Here is a 21293-nt window from a genome sequence, read left to right on the forward strand (position 1 = left end):
AGTGAGGCGAGGACGGGGCCGTGGGTGGCGTGAGCCGAAGGGAGCCGGACCGCCTCACCGCCTCACGTTTCCCGTGGAAAGTTCGTGAACCCCTTCCGGTTCGTCCGCAAATACCATCCCGACGCCGCGAGCGTCCCGCCGTCCACCGGGATCGTGTGGCCGGTGACGTAGGAAGCCGCGTCCGTCGTCAGGAACTCGATCACCTTCGCGTATTCGTCCACGTGCCCGAACCGGCCCAGCGGCACCCAGGTTTCGATCGCCGCCGGGTCGTTGTCGCGCAGCATCGCGGCGGCGGGAGTCTGCTGGCTGTCCGCGAGATCCGGCGCGATCGCGTTCACCCGCACGCCATGCCGTCCCGCCTCGACGGCCAGGCTCTTCGTGAACGCCGAAACTCCGGCGTTGTAAGCGGAATACACCGCGTGCCCGGGGATGCCGCGAAACGCTTCCACCGTCGAATTGTTCACGATCACGCCGGAGCCCTGCGAGATCATGTGCGGCAGCACCTGGTGCGTGAGCTTGAAGACGTGCAGCAGGTTCAGTTCATGCAAGCGCGCCCACTGCTCCGGCGTGCTGTGCAGGAAATCCCGGGAAGCGGGGCGGAAATCGCCGACATTGTTGACCAGGACGTCGATCCGTCCGTCGCCCAGGCGCAGGGCCGCGGCGGTGACGGCCTCGACCACCTCGTCCGCCACGATGTCGCCGATGACCGTTTCGCACTCGCCGCCGGCCGCCTCGATCTCGGCGCGCGCGGCGGCAGCGGCCGGGGCGTCGATGTCGTTCAGCACGACCAGGTCCCCGCGCGCGGCGAGGCGGCGGCTGGTCGCCCCGCCGATCCCCAGCGCGCCCCCGGTGACGATGCTGACTCGCCGGATTGCTTCCTGTGGCATGGAAAACCTCCTCGTCCTCAACCTAGCATTTGTTTGGTAAGCTGAGCGCTCCCGGCGAGAAGGAGCAGCATGCCTGTCAGCTTCGACCTGACCGATCGCGTCGTCCTCGTCACCGGCGGAGCGCGCGGAGTCGGCGACGGCATCGTGGCGACGTTCCTCGAAGCGGGCGCCAAGGTCGAGATCTGCGGACGCACGGAACCCGGGCAGCTGCGCGAGGCGGACGGCCGCAAGCCGCGGTTCACGCAGGTCGATGTGCGGGAGCCGGAGCAGGTCCGGCAGTGGCTGGAGGAGATCGGCGAGCGGCACGGACGGCTCGACGTCGTGGTCAACAACGCGGGCGGCGCGCCGTTCGCGCAGTTCGCCGAGGCGTCGCCGCGGTTTCACCGCAAGATCAACGAGCTCAACTTCCTGTCCGCGGCGTATGTCCTCCAGGCGGCGCATCCGATCCTGCGCGAGACGCCCGGGGCGTCGGCGGTGAACATCACGTCGATTTCGGCGCGGCGGCCCAGCCCGGGCACCGCGGTGTACGGCGCGGCGAAGGCGGCGCTGGAAAGTCTCACGACCAGCTTGGCGGTCGAGTGGGCTCCGCGGGTGCGGGTCAACGCGGTCAGCTGCGGATTGGTCGAGACGCCGGGTTCCGAGGACCACTACGGCGATCCGGCACAGCGCGACGCGGTCGCCCGGACGATCCCGCGCGGACAGTTCGCGTCGCCGGCCGAGGTCGGCCAAGCCTGTTTGCTGCTCGCGTCGCCGCTCGCGAGCCATGTCAGCGGAGCAGTGCTCAATGTGGACGGAGGCGGCGAATGGCCCGCTTTCCTCCAGCACACCCCGAACGCCTGAGGAGGACCTCGCTGTGCCCGAAGCCGTGATCGTCTCCGCCGCCCGCTCGCCGATCGGGCGGGCGTACAAGGGCTCGCTCAAGGACCTGCGGCCGGACGACCTCGCCGCGCAGATGGTCGAAGCCGCGCTGGCCGCGGTCCCGGAGGTCGGCCGGATCGACGACCTGATGCTCGGCTGCGCGCAACCGGCCGGGGAACAGGCGTACAACCTCGGCCGGATGGTCGCGCTGCGACTCGGCCTCGACGCGGTGCCCGGCACGACTGTGCATCGCTATTGCGCGTCCTCGCTGCAGACCACGCGGATGGCGATGCACGCGATCCGCGCCGGCGAGGGCGACGTGTTCGTGTCGGCGGGCGTCGAGTGCGTTTCGCGGTTCTCCCAAGGGAAAGCCGACGGCATGCCGGACACGAAGAACCCGCGGTACGCCGACGCGATGGCTGTGACGGAGAAGCGGGCCGCCGGCGGTCTGCAATGGACAGACCCGCGGAAAGACGGTGCGCTGCCGGACGTCTACATCGCGATGGGCGAGACCGCGGAGAACGTCGCTGACCATTGTGGAGTGTCCCGGGAGGACCAAGACGCCTTCGCGGTGCGCAGCCAGAATCTCGCCGAGGCGGCGGGGGAGTTCTGGCAGAAGGACATCACGCCGGTGACCTTGCCGGACGGCAGCGTGGTGTCCACAGACGACGGTCCGCGCGCGGGCGTGACGCTGGAGAAGGTATCTCAACTGAAGCCGGTGTTCCGTCCAGATGGGACGGTTACCGCAGCGAACTGCTGCCCGCTTAACGACGGGGCGGCCGCGCTCGTGGTGATGAGCGACGTCCGGGCGCGCGAACTGGGGATCCAGCCGCTGGCGCGGATCGTCGCCACCGGGGTGTCGGCGTTGAGCCCGGAGATCATGGGGCTGGGCCCGGTCGAGGCGAGCCAGCAGGCGTTGGGCCGGGCCGGACTGTCCGTTGAGGACGTTGACCTGGTCGAGATGAACGAAGCCTTCGCCGCGCAGGTGCTGCCGTGCGTGGACCAGCTGGGCCTGGACCTCGACCGCGTCAACGTGCATGGCGGGGCGATCGCCCTGGGGCACCCGTTCGGCTCAACCGGCGCGCGGATGGCGACGACGCTGCTGCACGGCCTCCAGGCGAGGGATGCGACGTTCGGTCTGGAGACGATGTGCGCGGCGGGCGGCCAGGGCATGGCGATGGTGCTGGAGCGGCTCGCCTGATCGCGCGGGACGGTTCGGTGCCCGCCGAACCGTCCCGCCGCCAGGATGCGGTCATGGATTCCGTCGTGATCGACCCGCCGGTGCTCTACCCCGGCACGCCCGTCGTGCTGCTGTCCAGTGCGAACGCCGACGGGACGACCAACCTGGCCCCGATGTCGTCGGCCTGGGTGCTCGGCCGCACCGCCGTGCTCGGCTTCGGCAGCACCGGACACACCTTCGCCAACCTGCGCGAGCGGCCGGACTGCGTGCTGAACTACCCGAGCGCCGAACTGTGGCCCGCCGTCGAACGCTTGGCCGGGCTGACCGGCGCTCCCGTGGTGCCGGAGCACAAGGCAGGCCAGTTCCGGACCGAACGCGACAAATTCGGCGCCGCCCGTCTGACCCCGGTCCCGGCCGACCTCGTCGCGGTCGACCGGGCCGCGGAATGCCCGCTCCAGGTCGAATGCCAGGTGACGGCCGTGCGGCATCCCGGCGACCCAGGTCTCGGCATCGTCGAGGCCGAGGTGCTGCGAGTGCACGTCCATCCGGCACTTGCGGAACCGGATCTCCGGCACATTCGCGTGGCTGCTTGGGAGCCGTTGTTTTACGTGTTTCGCCACTACGTCGGCCGGGGGCCAGAGCTGGGGCGGACTTTCCGGGCTACTACGTCGGAGCCCGCTCCGCTGAGTTCCCGGTGAGCCGCGACCGTCAGGCCAGTTCCCGCTTCACGATCTTCCCGCTCGCGTTCCGCGGCAGCTCCGCGATCGCCACGAACTCGCGTGGCACCTTGAAATTCGCCAGCCGCTCCCGGCAGTACTCGCGCAGCCCCTCCGCATCCAGTTCGACCCCCGCCCACAGCGTCACGTAAGCGCGCCCCACCGAACCCATCCGGGCGTCGTCCACGCCGATCACCGCGGCTTCCACGACGTCCGGATGGGTGCTCAGCACGTTTTCCACCTCGGCCGGGTACACGTTGAACCCGCCCACGGTGAACATGTCCTTGAGCCGTCCGGTGATCTTGACGCAGTCGTGTTCGTCCAGCTGTCCGACGTCGCCGGTGTGCAGCCAGCCGTCGGCGTCGATCGCCGCGGCGGTCGCGTCCGGGTCGTCGAAGTAGCCGAGCATCACGAACTCGCCGCGGATGAGGATTTCGCCGTCCGCGCCGACCGGCACGTCCTTGCCCTCGCTGTCGACTGCGCGGATCTCCAGGCCGGGCACCGCCGGGCCGGTCGTGTGGGCGACGTGGCGGGGGTCCTCGTTCGGCCTCGACTGGGTCGCCACCACGCATTCGGTGAGTCCGTACGCCTGCGCGACCTGCTCGAAACCGAGGATTTCCAGCATGTCCGAGAACAGGTTCTCCGGCACCGAAGCCGCGCCGGCGATCGCGAAGCGCAGGGACGACAGGTCGAATTCGGTGCGGCGCGGGTGGTTGATCAGCGTGGTGAAGATGGTCGGCGCACCGGGCAGCACTGAGATGCCAACTCGCTCGACTAACTCCATCAACGCGACCGGGTCGAACGTCAGCACCGGGTAGATGGTCGTGCCAGCGGTGATCGCCGCGACCACCCCGGCCTTGTAGCCGAAGGAGTGAAAGAACGGGTTGACGATCGCGTAGTTGTCGGCGGGAGTGAGCGACGCGCCCTTCGCCCAGACGTCCGCGACGCCGATCGTCTGGGCGTGCGTGCTCATCACGCCCTTGGGCACTCCGGTGGTGCCCGAGGTATAGAGAATGTCCGCCACCGTCGAAGGCGTCACCACGGATTCGTCGACAGCGGGCACCGACTCCGCCCCGGCGAGGAATTCGTTCCACGGCAACGCGACGCCGTCCGATCCGAGGTCGATCACGGTGTGCAGCTGCGGAAGTCCAGGCACCGCACCGGACCCGCCCGAACGGGAGGCGGCCTCGGTCAGCATCCCGAGATAGTCGTTGCCGAGGAATCCGTTGCACAGCACCAGCACCGAAGCACCGGACCGTTCCAGCACCACCCGGGCTTCCTCGCCGCGGTACCGGGTGTTGATCGGCACCAGCGCCGCGCCGAGGCACTGCGCGCCCAGGAACGTCAGGATGAACTCGACCCGGTTCGGCGACCACACCGCGACCCGGTCGCCGGACCGGACGCCGACCGCGGCCAGCGCGCGGGAAACCACCCGCACTTGCTCCCGCAATGCGGTCCAGGACAGCTGTGTCGTACCGTCGACCACAGCCGGGGCGCCGCCGTGGCGGCGGGCGGCTTCGTCGAGCAGGGCGGGCATCGTGCGAGGTGTCGACACGCGGGTCTCCTCACTGAACAAGTGCTTGTTCGGTAGCATAGGGGAAAGCAGCGGGCAGGAAGGGATCCATGCGATGACTCCGCGAACCGGCCGGGCCCCGGTCAAGAACGGCGGCACCCGGCGCGGCGAGCTGCTGGGCATCGCCGCTCAGCTCTTCGCGACCCGGGGCTATTCCCAGACCACCGTCCGCGACATCGCCGACGAGGCGGGCATCCTTTCCGGGAGCCTGTACCACCATTTCGCGTCCAAGGAGGACATGCTCCGCGAGATCCTCAAGGAGTTCATGGACGACCTGCTGGCCGCGTTCACCGAGATCGCCGGGAAGGACGGCACGCCGCGCGAGCAGTTCGACGCGCTGGTGTACACCGCCTTCGCGACGATTCACGAGCGGCCGTTCGCGGTGGCGCTTTACCAGAACGAATCGGCCGTCGTCGGCAGCCTCGCCGATTTCGAATTCGTCGGGAAGACGTCGCTGAAGATCGAAAAACTGTGGCTCGGCGTGCTCCAGGCGGGCCGCGAGACCGGCGAATTCCGCGCCGACCTCGAGGTGAGCCTCGTGTACCGGTTCATCCGGGACACCGTCTGGTCGTCGGTCCGCTGGTACAACCCGCGCGGAAAGCTCCGCCACGACGTCGTGGCGGAGCAGTACCTCGCGATGCTGTACGGCGGGCTGCTCGCCGACTGAGCGGTTCAGGACCGGGACTCCTTGACCTCCCGGTCCCGGGCGTTCTTCGGGTCGAGCACGGTGCGGATCAGGGCCAGTTCGTGCTCGTCCGGCACCCGCGACACGCCCGCACCGCTGAAGTCCAGCTCGAAACCGGTGTTCGCGCGCACCTCGTCTTCGGTGACGCCCGGGTGCAGCGAGCGCACCTTCAGCCGGCCGTCCTCGTCGTAGTCGAGCACCGCCAGGTCGGTCACCACGACGCCGAGGTCGTGGAACCGCAACGCCGTCGACGCGTGCGCGCGGGCCCGGTCGTTGCCGACCCCGGACACGACGTCCACCCGGTCCACGAACACCCGGCTCGAATGCCGGCTCACCCAGTAGTCGGTGCGGTGGTTGACCGTGTTCCCCGGCGCGCCGCGCATGCCGATGAGCTGGCGTTTCGGCTTCCGCCAGTCGCCGATCAGCGAGATGTTCTGGTTGCCGAACCGGTCGATCTGGCTCGCGCCCATCATCGAATGCCGCCGCCCGGTGTTGAGAATGTCGAAGATCCGCCCGAACGGGGCCCAGCCCTCGACCGTCCCGCCCGCCGCCGCGGTCTTGCCCAGCGGCGGCGGGTCGGCCATGAAGTGGCATTCGCCGTCGGACAGCACCAGCTCGGGGGAATGGGTCAGCCGGGCCAGCCGCGCACTGACCGCCGGGACCGTGCCGACCGCGTGGGCCAGCACCTCGCCGGAGCCGCGCCACGCGTCGGAGCACGCGGCGATGCAGACCTCGGCGCGGGTTGCGGGGGCACTCATGCGGACTCCTTCTCGGTCGCGCGGTGGAAAGCGCGCACTGCTTCGTGGTAGCTGGCCTCGTCGCCGGTCAGGAAGGTTTCGCGGAACTGCTTCCACAAGACCTCGTCCTGCGCCGACTGGGCGTAATGCCGCTGGAACGCCTCGTCTCGGCCGTAATCCGGGTCGCACGAGGTGAAGTGCGCGCCGTTCGGGGCCTCGATCACGCCGTTCACGAACATCCGGCTGATCAGCAGCGACGTCGACCGCTCGGTGGCGGTGAGGTCCTCGGTGTCCACGATCTTCTCGACGCTCAGCAGCGTTTTGTCCGACGCCATCGCGAACAGGTCGTCGAAATACGGGTCTGGGCCGAGGAACTGGCCGTTGCCGAGGGTGTCGCTGCGGTTGAGGTGCAGCAGCGAGACGTCCGGGCGCACCGCGGGCACCGCGATGTAGACGTCGTCGTCATAGGGCGACGCGACGGTCTTCAACTCCGGGTTCATCAGCAGCACGTCGCTCTCCAGCCCGGCTCGCGTCGGCAGGAATGACAGCCGGTTGGCGCCTGCCCGGAGTGCCGCGACGAACATGCCCTCGTCGTACTCCGTCGTCTCGACCCGGCCGCCCTCGCGCGCGGCGCGGAAATGCGGGTCGAGCGGGATCGTGTCGAGCGAGACGAACCCGTAGATCACCCGGCGCACCTTGCCCGCCGCGCACAGCAGCCCGACCTCGGGCCCGCCGAAGGTGACCAGCGTGAGGTCTTCGACGTCGCTGCGCAGCAGTTCGCGCACCATCGCCATCGGCTTGCGCCGCGACCCCCAGCCGCCGATCCCGACGGTCATCCCGGACCGGACGTACTCGGTGACGCCGTCCAGGGTCATGGACTTGCCGCCCATTCGTTCCTCCAGTGTGTTCGTCTTGCTCAGGCGGGCAGTTGCACCAGTTCGACGCGGACCCGGTCCGGATCGAGCACGTACACCGCGCGGCAGCCCGCCATCGGATGGCTCGTGACGATCGGCTCCGAGATCGCGGCGACCCCGCGTCCGCGCAGCCGCTCCAGCGTCGCGTCCAGGTCGGCGACGGTGATCGCGACGTGCGCGGCGCCCGCTTGCCCGTGGTCCGGGTCGATCCGCTTCGGCGACCCGTTTTCGTACTGCAGCAGCTCGACCACTGTGTCGCCGTCGTCCGCCGACACGAAGCTCTGGCGCACAATCACTCCCGGGTATCCGGTGACCTCGTCGATCCGCGGACCGCTGCGCTCGAACGGCCCTTCGACGCTGCCGCGCAGCAGGTCGCGGTAAAACTCGGTCGACGCGGCGAGGTCGTGCACGGTGATTCCGACGTGGTGGATCATGCGTCGCTCCGGAGCCGGGCGCGGTGCTCACGGGCGTCGCCGAAGAGCTGCGCCAGCGCGTGCGCCCTTTTGAAATACAGCTGGGCGTCGTGTTCCCAGGTGATCGCGATCCCGCCGTGCAGCTGGACGGTTTCCGAGGCGACTGCGGTGAAAGCCTCGCTGCACCACGATTTCGCGTACGCCGCCTGCTGGACGACATCGTCGCCGTTGCTCGCCGCGAATCCGGCCGCCCACGAGATCGAGCGCGCGGTTTCGACCTGCACCAGCATGTCCGCGACCCGGTGTTTCAACGCCTGGAACGAACCGAGCGGGCGGCCGAACTGTTCGCGTTCCTTGAGATGCGCGACGGTTCGGTCCAAACAGGACTGTGCACCGCCGACTTGCAGTGCGGTGCAAGCGATCGCGGCGATGGCGTGCAGCCGGGGGAGCGCTTCGGAGAAGTCGGCGGCGAGCAAGGTCGCCGGGGTGTCGCGGAACTCCACCTTGGCGAACCTGAGCGTCTGGTCCACCGCCGGGGTCGCTTCAGGCGTCGCGGAGGCTTGGAACAGCGCGGGGCGTCCATCTGCCATGGCAACTACGAGCAGGTGAGATGCCTGCGCACCGTCCAACACCAACGTCGCGGTGCCGTTCAGCACGCCCGAGGACGCGACCACGTCCGAACCGCCGGTCCGATGCCGTCCGGCGCGATCCGCCCAGGCCAGCGCGACGACCTCGCCCGCCGCGATCCCGGGAAGCAGTTCCGGCGCGTCCGCGGCCAGCAATGCTTGTGCGGCAAGCACTCCCGACCCCAGCAGCGGCGACGGGGTCAAGCTCGCGCCCAGTTCCTCCAGCACGACATGTGTCTCGAAGAGGCTGAACCCGGCCCCGCCGTACTCCTCGGGGATGGCCAGCGCCGCGACGCCGATCTGCTCGCACAACGCGGTCCACAATTCGGTGTCGTATCCGGAGGGGGAGTCGATCGCCGCCCGCAGATCGGTCTTCGCGGCCCGCCGGGTGACCAGCCCTCGGACGGCGGCGGCGAGTTCCCGCTGTTCGTCGGTCAGCGCGAAGTGCATCAGCGGCCCCTCATCAGGCTCTCCAGCACCCGCGCGCGGTGCGCGGCGGGCGTGCCCCAGCAGCCCACGAGCGCCCGGACCCGCAACAGCCACAGGCTCAGGTCGCACTCGAGCGTGTAGCCGATCGCGCCGTGCAACTGCAGCCCGGTGCGCGCGGCGAGCTGGGCCGCGTCCGACGTGGCGACCTTCGCTGCCGAGATCGCCCGAGCGCTAGGTTCGCGGGCCGCGCCGAGCACCAGCGGACGGGCGAAGTCGAGCGCCACGCGGACGTCCGCGGCGGCGTGCTTGAGTGCTTGGTACTCGCCGATCACGCGGCCGAACTGACGGCGCTGACCGAGGTAGGCGACGGTGTCGGCCAGCATCCGCTCGCCGCAGCCCAGCAGCTCCGCGGCGCAGGCGAGGCTGGCGAGGTCGAGCGCCTGTGCGCGGGTTTCCGGGGAAAGCGGCTGAACCTCGGCACCGGCGGTCACCTCGAACAGATGCCGGGAGGGATCGACCGACTGCAGCGAGCGGCCGATTTCCGCCCGAGCCAGCGAATCGCCGACCACGAAGACGTCCGTCGCGACGTTGGCATCCAGCGCGTACGGAGTGTCCGGCGCGCTCGCGAAGGTCACCACCGCGTCGCCGGAAGCCAGCGAGGACAGCAGCGAAGCGTCGGTGAGCAGCGCGGGCGCGGCGGCGATCGACTCGATCACCGGGCCCGGCACGCCGTGGTAGCCGAGCCGTTCGAAAGCGACGACGAGATCGACCGGAGTCCCGCCGACGCCGCCGTGTTTCTCGGGCACGCCGAGCGCGGTCACGCCCAGTTCGGCGAGCTGTTTCCACAGCAGCAGCCCGGATTCCGGCCGGTCGGCCGCCCAGGACCGGGTGACGCCGGGGACGTCGGCCGCGCCCAGCAGGGCGTCCAGCGCTTCGGCGAACGCGCGCTGTTCGGCGGACAGCCGGAACTTCATGCTTGTGCCTTCCTGCGGTCGCCGCGGGGGAGGCCGAGCAGCCGTTCCGCGACGATGTTGCGCTGGATTTCGTTGGTGCCGGCGTAGATCGGGCCGCCGAGGGCGAACAGGTAGTCCTCCGTCCACCGTCCGCGCACCTCCTGGCCCGCGCCGAGCAGGTCCAGCGCGGTTTCCTGGATGCCGAGGTCGAGCCCGGTCCAGAAGAGCTTGTTGACGCTGCCCGCCGCGCCGACGTCGCCGCCGTGCTGCACGTGGTCGACGGTGTCCCAGGTGTAGAGCCGGTAGGCCTCGGCCTTGATCCAGGCGTCGGCCACCCGGTCGCGCAAGTGCGGAGCTTCGGCTCCGCGCTCGGCCCAGAGATCCAGCAGCCGGTCGGCAGCCGCGAGGAACCGGCCCGGCGAACGCAGCGACAGGCCGCGTTCGTTGCCCGCCGTGCTCATCGCGACGTGCCAGCCGTCGCCGACCCCGCCGAGGACGTCCTGATCAGGCACGAAGACGTCGTCGAAGAAGATCTCGGCGAACCCGCAGTCGCCGTCGAGCTGGGCGATCGGCCGGACGGTGACGCCGGCCGAATCGAGCGGGAACAGGAAGTAGGTGAGCCCGCGGTGCCGTTCGGCCTCCGGATCGGAGCGGAACAGGCCGAAACCCCAGTCCGCGAACGGGGCGCGGGAGCTCCAGATCTTCTGACCGCCCAGGACCCAGCCGCCGCGGTCGTCGTCGCGGACGGCGGTGCTGCGGATCCCGGCGAGGTCGCTGCCCGCCTCCGGCTCGGACCAGGCCTGCGCCCAGATCCGGGTGCCGTTGGCGGTGCGCGGAAGGTGCCGCTGGCGCTGGTCGTCGGTGCCGTGCTCGAAGATGATCGGGGCCAGCAGCGAGATGCCGTTCTGCGCGATCCGGGTCGGCGCGCCGCTGAGGTAGTACTCCTCCTCGAACAGCACCCATTCGGTCAACGTCGCGTCGCGGCCGCCGTACTCGGTCGGCCAGGTGACCACGGACCACCGGCCGTCGGCGAGTTTCGCTTCCCACTCGCGGTGCGCGCGGGCGCCGTCCTCGGTGTCCATCGACGGCAGCGGGCCCGGGCTGTTCTCCGCCAGCCAAGCACGGGCTTCCGCGCGGAATTCTTCTTCCGCGGCGGTGAATTCCGGGCTCATGACTCTCCCGCGGCCTTCTTGTTGGCCTTCGCCATGGAACGCGCGTCGAGCCCGGCGAGCGAATCGGTGTCCAGCTCGGCGTTGTGGGCGTGCGCGGCGTGGTGCAGGCCGAACACCGAGTCCATTCCGGACCGCATGCCCATCAGGTCTTCGGCTTGGTTGACAGCCTTCTTCGTCAGTGCGAGCCCCAGCTGCGGCATCTGCGCGATGCGCTCGGCGATGGCGAACGTCGCCTCTTCCAGTTCGGCGCGCGGCACGACGTGGTTGACCATGCCGAGCGCTTGCGCACGGTCGGCCCCGAACCGGTCGCCGGTGTAGAGGAACTCCTTCGCCGCGCGCGGGTTCATCACCCACGGGTGCGCGAAGTACTCGACGCCCGGGATGCCCATCCGCACCACCGGGTCGGAGAAGAACGCGTCGTCGGAGGCCACGATGAAGTCGCACGACCACGCGAGCATCAGGCCGCCCGCGATGCACGCGCCCTGCACCATCGCGATCACCGGCTTCGGGATCTCCCGCCAGCGGCGGCACATGCCGAGGTAGACCTCCGACTCGCGGGCGAACCGCGAATCGACGCCCGCCCGGTCGGTGTGGTCCCACCAGATGACCGCTTTGCGCTCGAAGCTCTGGTCGATGTCGCGGCCCGGGGTGCCGATGTCGTGCCCGGCGCAGAAGTGCTTGCCGTTGCCCGCCAGCACGATCGCCTTGACGTCCGGGTCGTCCACTGCCTTGGTGAAGGCGGCGTCGAGCGCGTACGTCATCTTCGAGTTCTGGGCGTTGCGGTACTGCGGCCGGTTCAGCGTGACGACCGCGACCGGACCGCGCACCTCGTACGTCACGACCTGCTCGTCGGTGCTTTCTTCGGTTCCGCTCAACGCGCATCACTCCTTCTCGGTTCGGCGGCGATGCTACCAAACAAGTGCTTGGTTTGGTAGCGTGGCGGGACCGGCACCGGCGGACCAGGAGGACGGGTGGATCTTCGCTACACCCCCGAGGACGAGCAGTTCCGCGCCGAGGTGCGCGAGTGGCTCGGCGACCACCTCGCGGGCGAGTTCGCCGCGCTGAAGGGCCTCGGCGGGTCCGGGCGCGAGCACGAAGCGCCGGAGGAACGGCAGGCGTGGAACCAGCATCTGGCGGCGCACGGCTGGACGTGCCTCGGCTGGCCGGTCCAGTACGGCGGGCGCGGGCTGAGCCTGCTGCAGCAGGTGATCTTCCACGAGGAGTACGCGCGGTCGAACGCGCCGGCGCGAGTCAACCACCTCGGCGAGGAACTGCTCGGGCCGACGTTGATCGCGCACGGCACGGACGAGCAGCGGCAGCGGTTCTTGCCGGGGATCGTCGGGGTCACCGAGCTGTGGTGCCAGGGCTATTCCGAGCCGGACGCCGGGTCGGATCTGGCCGGGGTGCGGACGCGGGCCCGGCTGGAGGGCGGCGAGTGGGTGATCGACGGGCAGAAGATCTGGACGTCGCTCGCTCAGCACGCGCAGTGGTGTTTCGCGGTGGTGCGGACCGAGCCGGGCTCTCGGCGGCACGCCGGGCTGTCGTACTTGCTGGTGCCGATGGACCAGCCCGGGGTCGAGGTCCGGCCGATCCGGCAGCTGACCGGGACCAGCGAGTTCAACGAGGTGTTCTTCGACGGGGCCCGGACCGAAGAGTCGCTGGTCGTCGGCGCGCCCGGGGACGGGTGGCGGGTCGCGATGGCGACGCTCGGGTTCGAGCGCGGAGTGTCGACGATCGGGCAGCAGGTCGGGTTCGCCCGGGAATTGGCTGGCGTTGTTGCTGCCGCGCGAGCGAACGGGCGTTATGACGATCCGGTGGTGCGGGATCGGTTGGCGCGGGCTGAGGTCGGCCTCGAGGTGCTGCGGGTGCACGCGTTGCGGACATTGAGTGCGTATGAGGCCGGGTCGCAGGGGCCGGAAGCTTCGGTGTCGAAGCTGTTGTGGGCTCGGTGGCATCGGGAGCTGGGTGAACTGGCGATGGAGGTCCGCGGGGGTTCCGCGTTGACTACCGCCGGTGCTTACGATCTTGATGCTCAGCAGACGCTTTTCTTGTTCAGCCGGGCCGACACCATTTACGGCGGTTCGGACGAAATCCAGCGCAATATCATCGCCGAGCGCGTGCTCGGCCTGCCTAGGGAGCCGCGACCGTGAGCGTTAAACCGGAACAGCCCGCGCCTGATTACGTGCCGGGGCACGGGTTGCTTGCCGAGCGCGTGGTCGTCGTGACTGCCGCGGCGGGCGCGGGCATCGGGGCGGCGGTTGCCCGGCGGTGCCTGGAGGAAGGTGCCCGGGCAGTCGTGATCGGGGATACGCACGAGCGCCGGCTCGCTGAGGCGACTGCCAAGCTGGGGGCGGAGTTCGGCTCCGAGCGGGTCGCGTCGGTGGTGTGCGACGTGACCAAGGAGGAGCAGGTCGCCGCGTTGCTGGACGCGGCCGAGCCGTTCGGCGGGGTCGAGGTCATGGTGAACAACGCCGGTCTCGGCGGTACGGCTTCGATCACCGAGATGACGGACGAGCAGTGGTCGTTGGTGCTCGACGTGACGCTTACCGGGACTTTCCGGTGTATCCGGGCGGCTTCCCGGCGGATGATCGCACGCGGTTACCGCGGGGTGATCGTGAACAACGCGTCGGTGATCGGCTGGCGGGCCCAGGAGGGGCAGGCGCATTACGCGGCGGCCAAGGCCGGGGTGATGGCGTTGACGCGGTCGGCGGCGATGGATCTGGCTTCGTCAGGGATCCGGGTCAACGCGGTGTCGCCCAGTCTGGCGATGCATCCGTTCCTGGAGAAGGTTACCACTGCTGAATTGCTGACCGAACTGAAGGGGCGCGAGGCGTTCGGGCGGGCTGCGGAACCCTGGGAAGTCGCCAATGTGATGGTGTTCCTCGCTAGTGCTTATTCGTCTTATCTCACCGGTGAAGTCGTTTCGGTGAGCAGTCAGCATCCCTGATTCTGGAGGATTCGTGCCTGAGGCATATGTGGTGGACGCGGTTCGCACTCCGGTCGGGCGGCGCGGTGGTTCGCTCGCGGGGACGCATTCCGCGGATTTGGGGGCGCACGCGATCCGTGCGCTGGTGGAGCGGACCGGGATCGACCCTGGCGCGGTGGACGATGTCGTGTTCGGCTGTTGCGACACGATCGGGTCGCAGGCTGGGGATGTGGCTCGGACTGCGTGGCTGGTGGCCGGGCTGCCGGAGCATGTGCCTGGGGTGACTATCGATCGGCAGTGCGGGTCCAGTCAGCAGGCGGTGCATTTCGCGGCGCAGGGGGTGCTGTCGGGGACTGCGGATCTGATTGTTGCCGGGGGAGTGCAGAATATGTCTGCGATTCCGATTTCTTCGGCGATGGTGGTGGGGCAGCAGTTCGGGTTCAGCACGCCGTTTGCGGAGTCGCCTGGGTGGCAGGCTCGGTATGGGGATCAGGAAGTGTCGCAGTTCCGTTCGGCGCGGATGATCGCGGAGAAGTGGGGGCTTTCCCGGCGGTCGCTGGAGGAGTTCGCTTTGGAGAGCCATCGCCGGGCTTCGGCCGCTATTGATTCCGGCCGGTTCTCGCGGGAGATCGCGCCGGTCGGCGAGTTTTCGGTGGATGAAGGTCCTCGGCGGGATACGACGCTGGAGAAAATGGCCGGTCTCAAGCCGTTGGAGGAAGGCAGTCCGATCACGGCTGCGGTGGCGTCGCAGATCAGTGATGGTGCTGGGGCGTTGCTGATCGCTTCCGAGCGAGCGGTTGAGGAGCACGGGTTGACGCCGCGGGCTCGGGTGCATCACATCAGCGTGTACGGGGCTGATCCGGTGTGGATGTTGACCGCGCCTATTCCGGCTACTCAGCGGGCGTTGGAGAAGACCGGGATGTCGGTGGGGGACATCGATCTGTTCGAGTGCAATGAAGCGTTCGCGCCGGTGGTGTTGGCTTGGATGCAGGAGATCGGCGTGCCGCACGAGAAGGTCAACGTGAACGGCGGCGGGATCGCGCTGGGACACCCGATCGGGGCGACCGGGGCGCGGTTGATGACCACGTTGCTGCACGAGCTGGAGCGGAGTGGCGGGCGGTACGGCCTGCAGGTGATGTGCGAGGGCGGCGGCCAGGCGAACGTGACCGTGCTTGAGCGGTTGTGAGCTGGGTGTCGTGAGCGGCACTGCTGGTGCTAACCGGGATTGCCGCTCACGAGCCACCGGTCCGCAGCGGCTTGGACGGCCTCTTCGTCCTCTTTCGCATGTCCGCCGGAAGCTCCGGCCGCGCCGAGAACCACCCCGTCAGCGGTGATCAGGATGCCTCCGGCGAACGGAACGTAGTCGCCGCCGTGAAGATGCTGGATGCTGTCGACGATCGCGCCCGGCAGCTCGAGCTTGCCCGAGGGCCGCAGCGTCAGCAACGCGGTGCGCGCCTTCGCCACCGCGATCCGGCTGGTCATCGGCATCGCGCCGTCGGCCCGGCGCAGCGAGATCACCGACCCGCCCACGTCGAGGACCGCCACCGCCAGCGGCGGGAAGCCGCGTTCGGCCGCGACCTCGAGCGCGGACGCCACCAGCCGGTCGGCGTCCGCCAAGGTCAAGCCGGGCAGCCTGGGAGTCTCCGTCATGGCCCCGAACCTAAACCTGGAGCAGATCCGGGGACAAGACAGCCGGTTCCGATCTAGTCCGCCAGCGCAGCGGTGGCTTTCAACCGTTCCTGTGCGGTGTCGACGATTCGAGTCACCAGTTCCGCGCAGCTCGGCAGATCCTCGATCACTCCGACCACCTGCCCGGCCGCCAGCATCCCGGCCTTGGTATCGCCTTCCACCAGGCCGGCTTTGAGCAGCATGGGGGTGTTGGCGGCCAGCATCGTCTGCGTCCACGAACGGTCGCTGCCGCGCTTCATGCGGAGGCCGTCGCTGATCAGGGAGGGCCAAGATTGTCCGCTCAGGCGCTTGAAATCCTTGGTACGGCGCAGCGTTCGGGCCATGCGTTGCACGAAGCCTTCCTTCGTGAGGCCTTCGATGAACGGGGTGCGCAACAGACGGTGCGGCATGCCGTCTGCCTTGGTGGTGACGACGGTTCCGTCCAGGCCGAAGCCCAGGTAGGTGCGTTTGATTTCGTCCGGCACTGCGCTGTCGCTGGTGAGCAGGAAGCGCGTGCCCATGCCGATTCCTGCTGCGCCGTAAGACAAAGCGGCGGCGAGTCCGCGGCCGTCGAAGAAGCCTCCGGCGGCGACTACTGGGATATCAACTGCGTCCAGTACGGATGGCAGCAGCAGGGTGGTGGCCGTCGGACCGGTGTGGCCGCCGCCTTCGCCGCCTTGCATCATCACCAGGTCGGCACCCCACGAGGCGACCTTTTCGGCATGCCGGGCGGCGCCGACGGTGGGCATGACGACCAGGCCGTGGTCCTTCAGCCGGGCGATCAGGTCTTTTTTGGGCGCCAGGGCGAAAGATGCCACCTTGACGCCGTGCTGTATCAGCAACTCGGCGCGTTCGGCGGCGTCGCCCGCGTCGGCGCGGAGGTTCACTCCGAAGGGCTTGTCCGTGCGTTGCTTGACTTCCTTGATGGCGTGGTCGAGCTCGTCGTAGGTCATCGTCGCGGATGCGAGGATGCCCAGCGCGCCGGCGTTGGCTGTCGCGGAGACCAGGCGCGGGCCGGCTACCCAGCCCATGCCGGTTTGCACGATCGGGTGGGTCACGCCGGTGAGCTCGGTGAGCGGGGTGCGGAGAGGCACGGGTCTCCTCGAGAGGTCAGTCGTTCATCGGGCGGCCGGTGGCGACGAAGGCGTCGCGGTGTTCGTCGGCGGCTCCGATGAGGTTGAGTTCGAAGGTGTAGCCCTGTTCGTAACGGTAGCTGCGGTTGACGTCGATCGGGTCGATGCCGTTCAGCGCGGCTTTCGCGGCCCGGATGACGCGCGGGTCCTTCGCGGCTACCTCGCCGGCCAGCGCGAGCGCGGCGTCGTGCAGATCGGCGGCGGGCACGGTTTCCAGTACCGAGCCGTGCTGGACCAGGTCTTTCGCCGCGATGGTGCGGCTGGTGAAGTACAGCGTGCGCATCAGGTGCTGGGGGACCAGGCGGGCGAGGTGCGTCGCCGCGCCCAGTGCGCCGCGGTCGACCTCGGGGACGCCGAAGTACGCGTCGTCGGCGGCGATGATCGTGTCGCAGTTGCCGACCAGTCCGACGCCGCCGCCGAGGCAGAAGCCGTTCACCGCCGCGATCACCGGGACGGCGCATTCGTAGATCGCCTTGAATGCCAGGTAACAGCCGCGGTTCGCGCCGACGAGGGCGTCGAATCCGGTGGTGCGCTGCATTTCCTTGATGTCGACGCCCGCGTTGAAGCCGCGTCCCTCGGCCCTGAGCAGGACGACGTGCACCGCCGGGTCCTCGCCCGCCTCCCGGACCGTTTCGGCGAGGCGGAACCATCCGGCGACCGGCAGGGCGTTCACCGGCGGGTAGTCCATGGTGACCACGAAGGTGCCGTTGTCGTGGAGCTGCGTGGAAATCGTCACGTGCGTTCCTAACCTAGCGATTGCTTGGTAGCCTAACACTTGCTTGGTTTACGGGGAACCGCCTCGCCTGCCGGCCGACGAAACGGAGATGATGTGAGCGGGATGTTGCAAGGCCGGGTCGCGATCGTGACCGGGGCGGGCCGCGGGCTCGGGCGCGAGCACGCGCTGGAGCTCGCCCGCCAGGGTGCGAGCGTCGTGGTCAACGACCTCGGCACCTCGGGCGCGGGCGAAGGCGCGTCCGACGGTCCGGCCGGCGAAGTGGTCGAGGCGATCCGCGCGCTGGGCGGCGAAGCGGTGGCCAACGGTGCCGACGTCGCGAACTTCGCGGCGACGGAAGCGTTGGTGCAGCAGGCGGTCGACGCGTTCGGCGGGCTGGACATCGTGGTGAACAATGCGGGCTTCGTGCGCGACCGGATGATCGTGACCACCAGTGAGCAGGAGTGGGACGCGGTCGTCGCGGTGCACCTCAAGGGGCACTTCGCGTTGATGCACCACGCCGCGGGTTACTGGCGCGCGGAGGCGAAAGCCGGGCGTACGCGGGCGGCGCGGATCATCAACACCACCTCCGGCGCGGGTCTGCAGGGCAGCGTCGGCCAGGGCAGCTACAGTGCCGCCAAGGCCGGGATCGCCGCGTTGACGCTGGTCGGGGCGGCGGAACTCGGCCGGTACGGCATTACGGTGAATGCTTTGGCCCCGGCCGCGCGCACCCGGATGACCGAGGGTCCGTTCGCGGCGCAGATGGCCGCGCCGGACGACGGCTTCGACGCGATGCACCCGGGCAACGTGTCGCCGATCGTCGCGTGGCTCGCCAGCGAGGAGGCCGCGGACGTGACCGGGCGCGTGATCGAGGTCGAGGGCGGCCGGATCTGCGTGGAGAACGGCTGGAGCCACGGTCCGTCCCGCGAGTTGGACCGCCGCTGGACCGCCGACGAGGTCGGCCCGGCCCTGCGCGAACTGCTGAAGGAAGCGCCCGCGCCCGAACCGGTTTACGGGGCGCAGTGAACAGCCCCGCGGAGTGGAAGGGCCGGGTCCTCGGCGAACGCACCGTCGCGTACACCGACCGCGACCCGATCCTCTACGCGCTCGCCATCGGCGCCCGGCCGGACGAACTCGACTTGGTGTTCGAGGACCGGTTGCGGGTGCTGCCGCCGTTCGCGCTGACGCTCGCCCAATGGGCCCCGGACGTCCTCGGCTCGGCCGGCGCGTTCGAGGTCGGCAACGCGGTGCACGGTTCGCAACGGCTCCAGGTTTTGAAGCCATTGCCGCCTGCGGGCGAGATTTCGATGCGGGCCCGGGTCCCGGAGGTGTGGGACAAAGGCAGCGCGGCGGTCTATGAAGTGGCCGTCGAATCGGACTACTTCGTCGCGACGTGGTCGTTGTTCTGCCCTGGCATCGGCGGGTTCGGCGGCGAACGCGGACCCGGTCGTCCGCCCGCTTTGGACAGTCCGGATTGGACCGCTCCACTGTCCACTGCGGACAACCAAGCCCTGCTCTACCGGTTGCTCGGGGACCGGCACCACATCCACGTCGACCCCGCGGCAGCGGCCGGAATCGGCCAGCCCCGGCCGATTCTGCACGGCTTGGCCACCCTCGGCGCGGGCGCGCTGGTCGCCGCCCGGCAGGTCGGCGCGCATCCGGCGGACCTGACGTTACTGGAAGGCCGGTTCGCCGCGCCGGTGTTCCCCGGCGAGGAATTGCAGGTCGAAGGCTGGTCTGGCGGCGGGCTTCGGATCACGTCGGAACGCGGTCCGGTGGTCGACGGCGGCCGGGTCCACTTCGGATAGAGGAATGCGCATGAAGGTCTTGGTCATCGGCGGCACCGGCATGATCGGCGCGAACACCGCCGCGCACTTGAGCGGTGCCGGGCACGCCGTCACGGTCGCCGGACGCCACGAACCCGACGCCGATTCGCTGGTGGCGGGCCTGCCGGTGCTGCTCGGCGACTACGCCCACGACGGTTTCGACGAGGCCGCGCTGGCTCCGTTCGACGCCGTCGTTTTCGCGGCCGGACAAGACATCCGGCACGTCACCGGCTGGGGCGACGAGGAGTTCTGGCGGACGTACCAAATCGACGGCGTCACCGCGATCGCGGAGCGCGCGAAGCGGGCCGGCGTCGGACGTTTCGTTCAGATCGGCAGCTACTACCACCAGGTCCGGCCGGATCTCGCGGAAACGAACCCGTACGTCGACGCGCGCCGCCTCGCCGACGAAGGAGCGCGCGCCCTGGCCGGGGACGGGTTCGCGGTGTGCACGCTGAACCCGCCGTCGATCGTCGGCATGGCGCCCGGCCGGTCGACGCGGCAGTTCGCGAAAATGCTGGCCTGGGCCGACGGCGAGCTGGCCGGGAAGGTGCCGGACTTCGCGCCGGTCGGCGGGACGAACTACCTGTCCGTGCGGAGCCTGGCCGAAGCGGTCGAGGGTGCGCTGCTGCGCGGGGAATCCGGTGCGGCGTACCTGGTGGGCGACGAAAACCTCAGCTTCCGGGACTATTTCCAGCTGATCTTCGACGTCTCCGGTTCGGGGCGGACCCTGGAAGAACGCGACGAGGAGCACCCGTTCCTGCCCGACCGGGTCCTGGTGCCCGGCCGCGGCGCGACGATCGCGTACGAACCGGACGCCCGCGAGACGGAACTGCTCGGCTACCGCCGCCGGGACGTCCGGCCGATGCTGGAGGAGATGACCGCGGCCGTGCGGTGACGTCGTGAGCGGCATTGCCGGTTCTAACCGGCGTTGCCGCTCACGAGGGGCCGGTCGTCTCCGTGTCGTCGAGCCCCGCGATATCGCTGGCCGCAAACGTTTTCCCCGGGTCGCGCTCCGCGAAGTACGGCGTGATCGTCCGCTCCAGCTCCGCCGGATCGAACGCCCCCTGCCCGGACACGAACCGCTGCTCGACGGTCGGCGGGGCGAGCAGCGCGACCATGTCCCCGTACACGACGAACACCTGCCCGTTCACCGCGTCCGCCGCCGGGGCCGCGAGGTACGCGACGAACGCCGCGACCCGCTCCGGCGCGAGGATGTCCAACCCGCCCGCACTGCGCCCGGCGGAGAAGATCCCGTCGGTCATCTCCGTCCGGGCGCGCGGGCAGATCGCATTCGCGCGGACGCCGTAGCGGCTCAACCCGCGCGCACAGGACAAGGTCAGCGCCGCGATCCCAGCCTTGGCCGCCGCGTAGTTCGGCTGCCCCGCGCCGCCGAGGAGGAAGGCCTCCGACGCCGTGTTGATCAGCCGTCCGTAGGTGGGCTCGCCGGTGGTCTTGCTGACCTGCCGCCAATGACGCGCCGCCGCGCGCGAGAGAGCCGCGTGCCCCTTGAGGTGGACGCGGATGACGTCGTCCCAGTCCTTTTCACTGAGGTTGAAGAGCATCGCGTCGCGAGTGATGCCTGCGTTGTTGACGACGATGTCGAGCGACCCGAAGTGCTCGGTCGCCGCGGTGACGAGGTCCTCGGCGTACTGCCAGCCGCCAATGTCGCCCCGGACGGCCAACGCCCGCCCGCCACGCGCCTCGATCTCGGCGACGACCTCGTCCCCGGCCGCGCTCACATCGTTGACGACGACGTTCGCTCCCTGCGCGGCGAGCGCGAGCGCTTCGGCCCGGCCGAGCCCCGCTCCAGCCCCGGTGACGATGGCGGTGCGGCCGGACAGGGCGGTGCTGGGGTGGGACACGGGGCCTCCAATGCGGGGAAGGG

General features: G+C 69.5%; 23 protein-coding genes. 10 read left to right on the plus strand and 13 right to left on the minus strand.

Annotation, left to right across the window (positions count from 1 at the left end; translation table 11 throughout):
- Positions 1-62: 62 nt before the first annotated feature.
- Positions 63-887, minus strand: coding sequence for an SDR family NAD(P)-dependent oxidoreductase (locus tag WA670_RS37540; protein WP_336161008.1), 825 nt, complete (start codon positions 885-887; stop codon positions 63-65).
- A gap of 69 nt (positions 888-956) precedes the next feature.
- Here WA670_RS37540 and WA670_RS37545 point away from each other — a divergent pair, with 69 nt between their 5' ends.
- The 3 genes from WA670_RS37545 to WA670_RS37555 are packed head-to-tail and all read left to right on the plus strand — an operon-like array spanning position 957 to position 3623.
- Entirely contained in the window at positions 957-1727 is a 771-nt protein-coding gene (locus WA670_RS37545; protein WP_336161009.1) for an SDR family oxidoreductase, read from the plus strand.
- 13 nt (positions 1728-1740) lie between these two features.
- The gene (locus WA670_RS37550; RefSeq protein ID WP_336161010.1) at positions 1741-2946 is read left to right on the plus strand and encodes an acetyl-CoA C-acetyltransferase; all 1206 of its coding nucleotides are present in this window, start codon (positions 1741-1743) and stop codon (positions 2944-2946) included.
- Between the two features lie 53 nt (positions 2947-2999).
- Positions 3000-3623 carry a flavin reductase family protein gene (locus WA670_RS37555; protein WP_238605524.1) on the plus strand — a complete coding sequence of 208 codons (624 nt, stop codon included), beginning with the start codon at positions 3000-3002 and terminating at the stop codon, positions 3621-3623.
- Positions 3624-3633: 10 nt separating this feature from the next.
- On the opposite strand, the gene WA670_RS37560 is transcribed toward WA670_RS37555, so the two are convergent.
- Complete coding sequence (locus WA670_RS37560; RefSeq protein WP_336161011.1) at positions 3634-5196, minus strand: AMP-binding protein; 1563 nt, start codon at positions 5194-5196, stop codon at positions 3634-3636.
- A 73-nt stretch (positions 5197-5269) separates the two neighbouring features.
- Between WA670_RS37560 and WA670_RS37565 the strand changes: the two genes are divergently transcribed.
- On the plus strand, positions 5270-5881 hold the full coding sequence (locus WA670_RS37565; RefSeq protein WP_336161012.1) for a TetR/AcrR family transcriptional regulator: 612 nt from the start codon (positions 5270-5272) through the stop codon (positions 5879-5881).
- A 5-nt stretch (positions 5882-5886) separates the two neighbouring features.
- Here the strand turns inward: WA670_RS37565 and WA670_RS37570 are convergent, their stop codons facing one another.
- Genes WA670_RS37570 through WA670_RS37600 form a run of 7 tightly spaced genes read right to left on the minus strand, consistent with a single transcriptional unit; the run spans position 5887 to position 12018 of the window.
- Positions 5887-6657, minus strand: a complete 771-nt coding sequence (locus tag WA670_RS37570; RefSeq protein WP_336161013.1) for a CoA-transferase subunit beta — start codon at positions 6655-6657, stop codon at positions 5887-5889.
- Positions 6654-7526 (minus strand): CoA transferase subunit A, encoded by an 873-nt coding sequence (locus WA670_RS37575; protein ID WP_336161014.1) that lies wholly within the window; start codon positions 7524-7526, stop codon positions 6654-6656. The genes WA670_RS37570 and WA670_RS37575 overlap by 4 nt, the downstream gene beginning before the upstream one ends.
- 26 nt (positions 7527-7552) lie before the next feature.
- Entirely contained in the window at positions 7553-7984 is a 432-nt protein-coding gene (locus WA670_RS37580; protein ID WP_051728898.1) for a VOC family protein, read from the minus strand.
- The gene (locus WA670_RS37585) at positions 7981-9039 is read right to left on the minus strand and encodes an acyl-CoA dehydrogenase family protein (protein WP_037812245.1); all 1059 of its coding nucleotides are present in this window, start codon (positions 9037-9039) and stop codon (positions 7981-7983) included. The genes WA670_RS37580 and WA670_RS37585 overlap by 4 nt, the downstream gene beginning before the upstream one ends.
- Positions 9039-9992, minus strand: coding sequence for an acyl-CoA dehydrogenase family protein (locus WA670_RS37590; RefSeq protein ID WP_336161015.1), 954 nt, complete (start codon positions 9990-9992; stop codon positions 9039-9041). Before WA670_RS37590 ends, WA670_RS37585 begins: the two co-directional genes overlap by 1 nt.
- On the minus strand, positions 9989-11143 hold the full coding sequence (locus WA670_RS37595; RefSeq protein WP_336161016.1) for an acyl-CoA dehydrogenase family protein: 1155 nt from the start codon (positions 11141-11143) through the stop codon (positions 9989-9991). Before WA670_RS37595 ends, WA670_RS37590 begins: the two co-directional genes overlap by 4 nt.
- A complete protein-coding gene (locus WA670_RS37600) occupies positions 11140-12018 on the minus strand; it encodes an enoyl-CoA hydratase (protein ID WP_037812239.1) in 879 nt (292 codons plus the stop codon). The genes WA670_RS37595 and WA670_RS37600 overlap by 4 nt, the downstream gene beginning before the upstream one ends.
- Before the next feature lie 96 nt (positions 12019-12114).
- On the opposite strand from WA670_RS37600, the gene WA670_RS37605 reads away from it, so the two are divergent.
- The 3 genes from WA670_RS37605 to WA670_RS37615 are packed head-to-tail and all read left to right on the plus strand — an operon-like array spanning position 12115 to position 15255.
- Entirely contained in the window at positions 12115-13293 is a 1179-nt protein-coding gene (locus tag WA670_RS37605) for an acyl-CoA dehydrogenase family protein (RefSeq protein WP_336161017.1), read from the plus strand.
- A complete protein-coding gene (locus WA670_RS37610) occupies positions 13290-14090 on the plus strand; it encodes an SDR family oxidoreductase (RefSeq protein WP_336161018.1) in 801 nt (266 codons plus the stop codon). Before WA670_RS37605 ends, WA670_RS37610 begins: the two co-directional genes overlap by 4 nt.
- A gap of 13 nt (positions 14091-14103) precedes the next feature.
- Entirely contained in the window at positions 14104-15255 is a 1152-nt protein-coding gene (locus WA670_RS37615) for an acetyl-CoA C-acetyltransferase (protein WP_336161019.1), read from the plus strand.
- A gap of 29 nt (positions 15256-15284) precedes the next feature.
- Here WA670_RS37615 and WA670_RS37620 read toward each other — a convergent pair whose 3' ends face one another.
- From WA670_RS37620 to WA670_RS37630, 3 genes are read right to left on the minus strand one after another with little or no spacing between them, the layout of a single operon-like run.
- The gene (locus WA670_RS37620; RefSeq protein WP_336161020.1) at positions 15285-15719 is read right to left on the minus strand and encodes a GlcG/HbpS family heme-binding protein; all 435 of its coding nucleotides are present in this window, start codon (positions 15717-15719) and stop codon (positions 15285-15287) included.
- Positions 15720-15772: 53 nt separating this feature from the next.
- On the minus strand, positions 15773-16831 hold the full coding sequence (locus WA670_RS37625; RefSeq protein WP_037812231.1) for an NAD(P)H-dependent flavin oxidoreductase: 1059 nt from the start codon (positions 16829-16831) through the stop codon (positions 15773-15775).
- A 16-nt stretch (positions 16832-16847) separates the two neighbouring features.
- Positions 16848-17606 carry an enoyl-CoA hydratase family protein gene (locus WA670_RS37630; protein ID WP_238605532.1) on the minus strand — a complete coding sequence of 253 codons (759 nt, stop codon included), beginning with the start codon at positions 17604-17606 and terminating at the stop codon, positions 16848-16850.
- A 93-nt stretch (positions 17607-17699) separates the two neighbouring features.
- Here WA670_RS37630 and WA670_RS37635 point away from each other — a divergent pair, with 93 nt between their 5' ends.
- Genes WA670_RS37635 through WA670_RS37645 form a run of 3 tightly spaced genes read left to right on the plus strand, consistent with a single transcriptional unit; the run spans position 17700 to position 20303 of the window.
- Entirely contained in the window at positions 17700-18608 is a 909-nt protein-coding gene (locus WA670_RS37635) for an SDR family oxidoreductase (RefSeq protein ID WP_134728656.1), read from the plus strand.
- Positions 18605-19390, plus strand: coding sequence for a MaoC/PaaZ C-terminal domain-containing protein (locus WA670_RS37640; RefSeq protein ID WP_238605534.1), 786 nt, complete (start codon positions 18605-18607; stop codon positions 19388-19390). The genes WA670_RS37635 and WA670_RS37640 overlap by 4 nt, the downstream gene beginning before the upstream one ends.
- Before the next feature lie 10 nt (positions 19391-19400).
- Positions 19401-20303 carry an NAD-dependent epimerase/dehydratase family protein gene (locus WA670_RS37645; protein WP_336161021.1) on the plus strand — a complete coding sequence of 301 codons (903 nt, stop codon included), beginning with the start codon at positions 19401-19403 and terminating at the stop codon, positions 20301-20303.
- A gap of 40 nt (positions 20304-20343) precedes the next feature.
- Here WA670_RS37645 and WA670_RS37650 read toward each other — a convergent pair whose 3' ends face one another.
- Positions 20344-21270, minus strand: coding sequence for a 3-oxoacyl-ACP reductase (locus WA670_RS37650; protein ID WP_336161022.1), 927 nt, complete (start codon positions 21268-21270; stop codon positions 20344-20346).
- Positions 21271-21293 lie beyond the last annotated feature (23 nt).

The sequence above is a fragment of the Amycolatopsis sp. VC5-11 genome, assembly GCF_037034185.1.
In the GTDB taxonomy this organism is placed as follows: Bacteria; Actinomycetota; Actinomycetes; order Mycobacteriales; family Pseudonocardiaceae; genus Amycolatopsis; species Amycolatopsis nivea.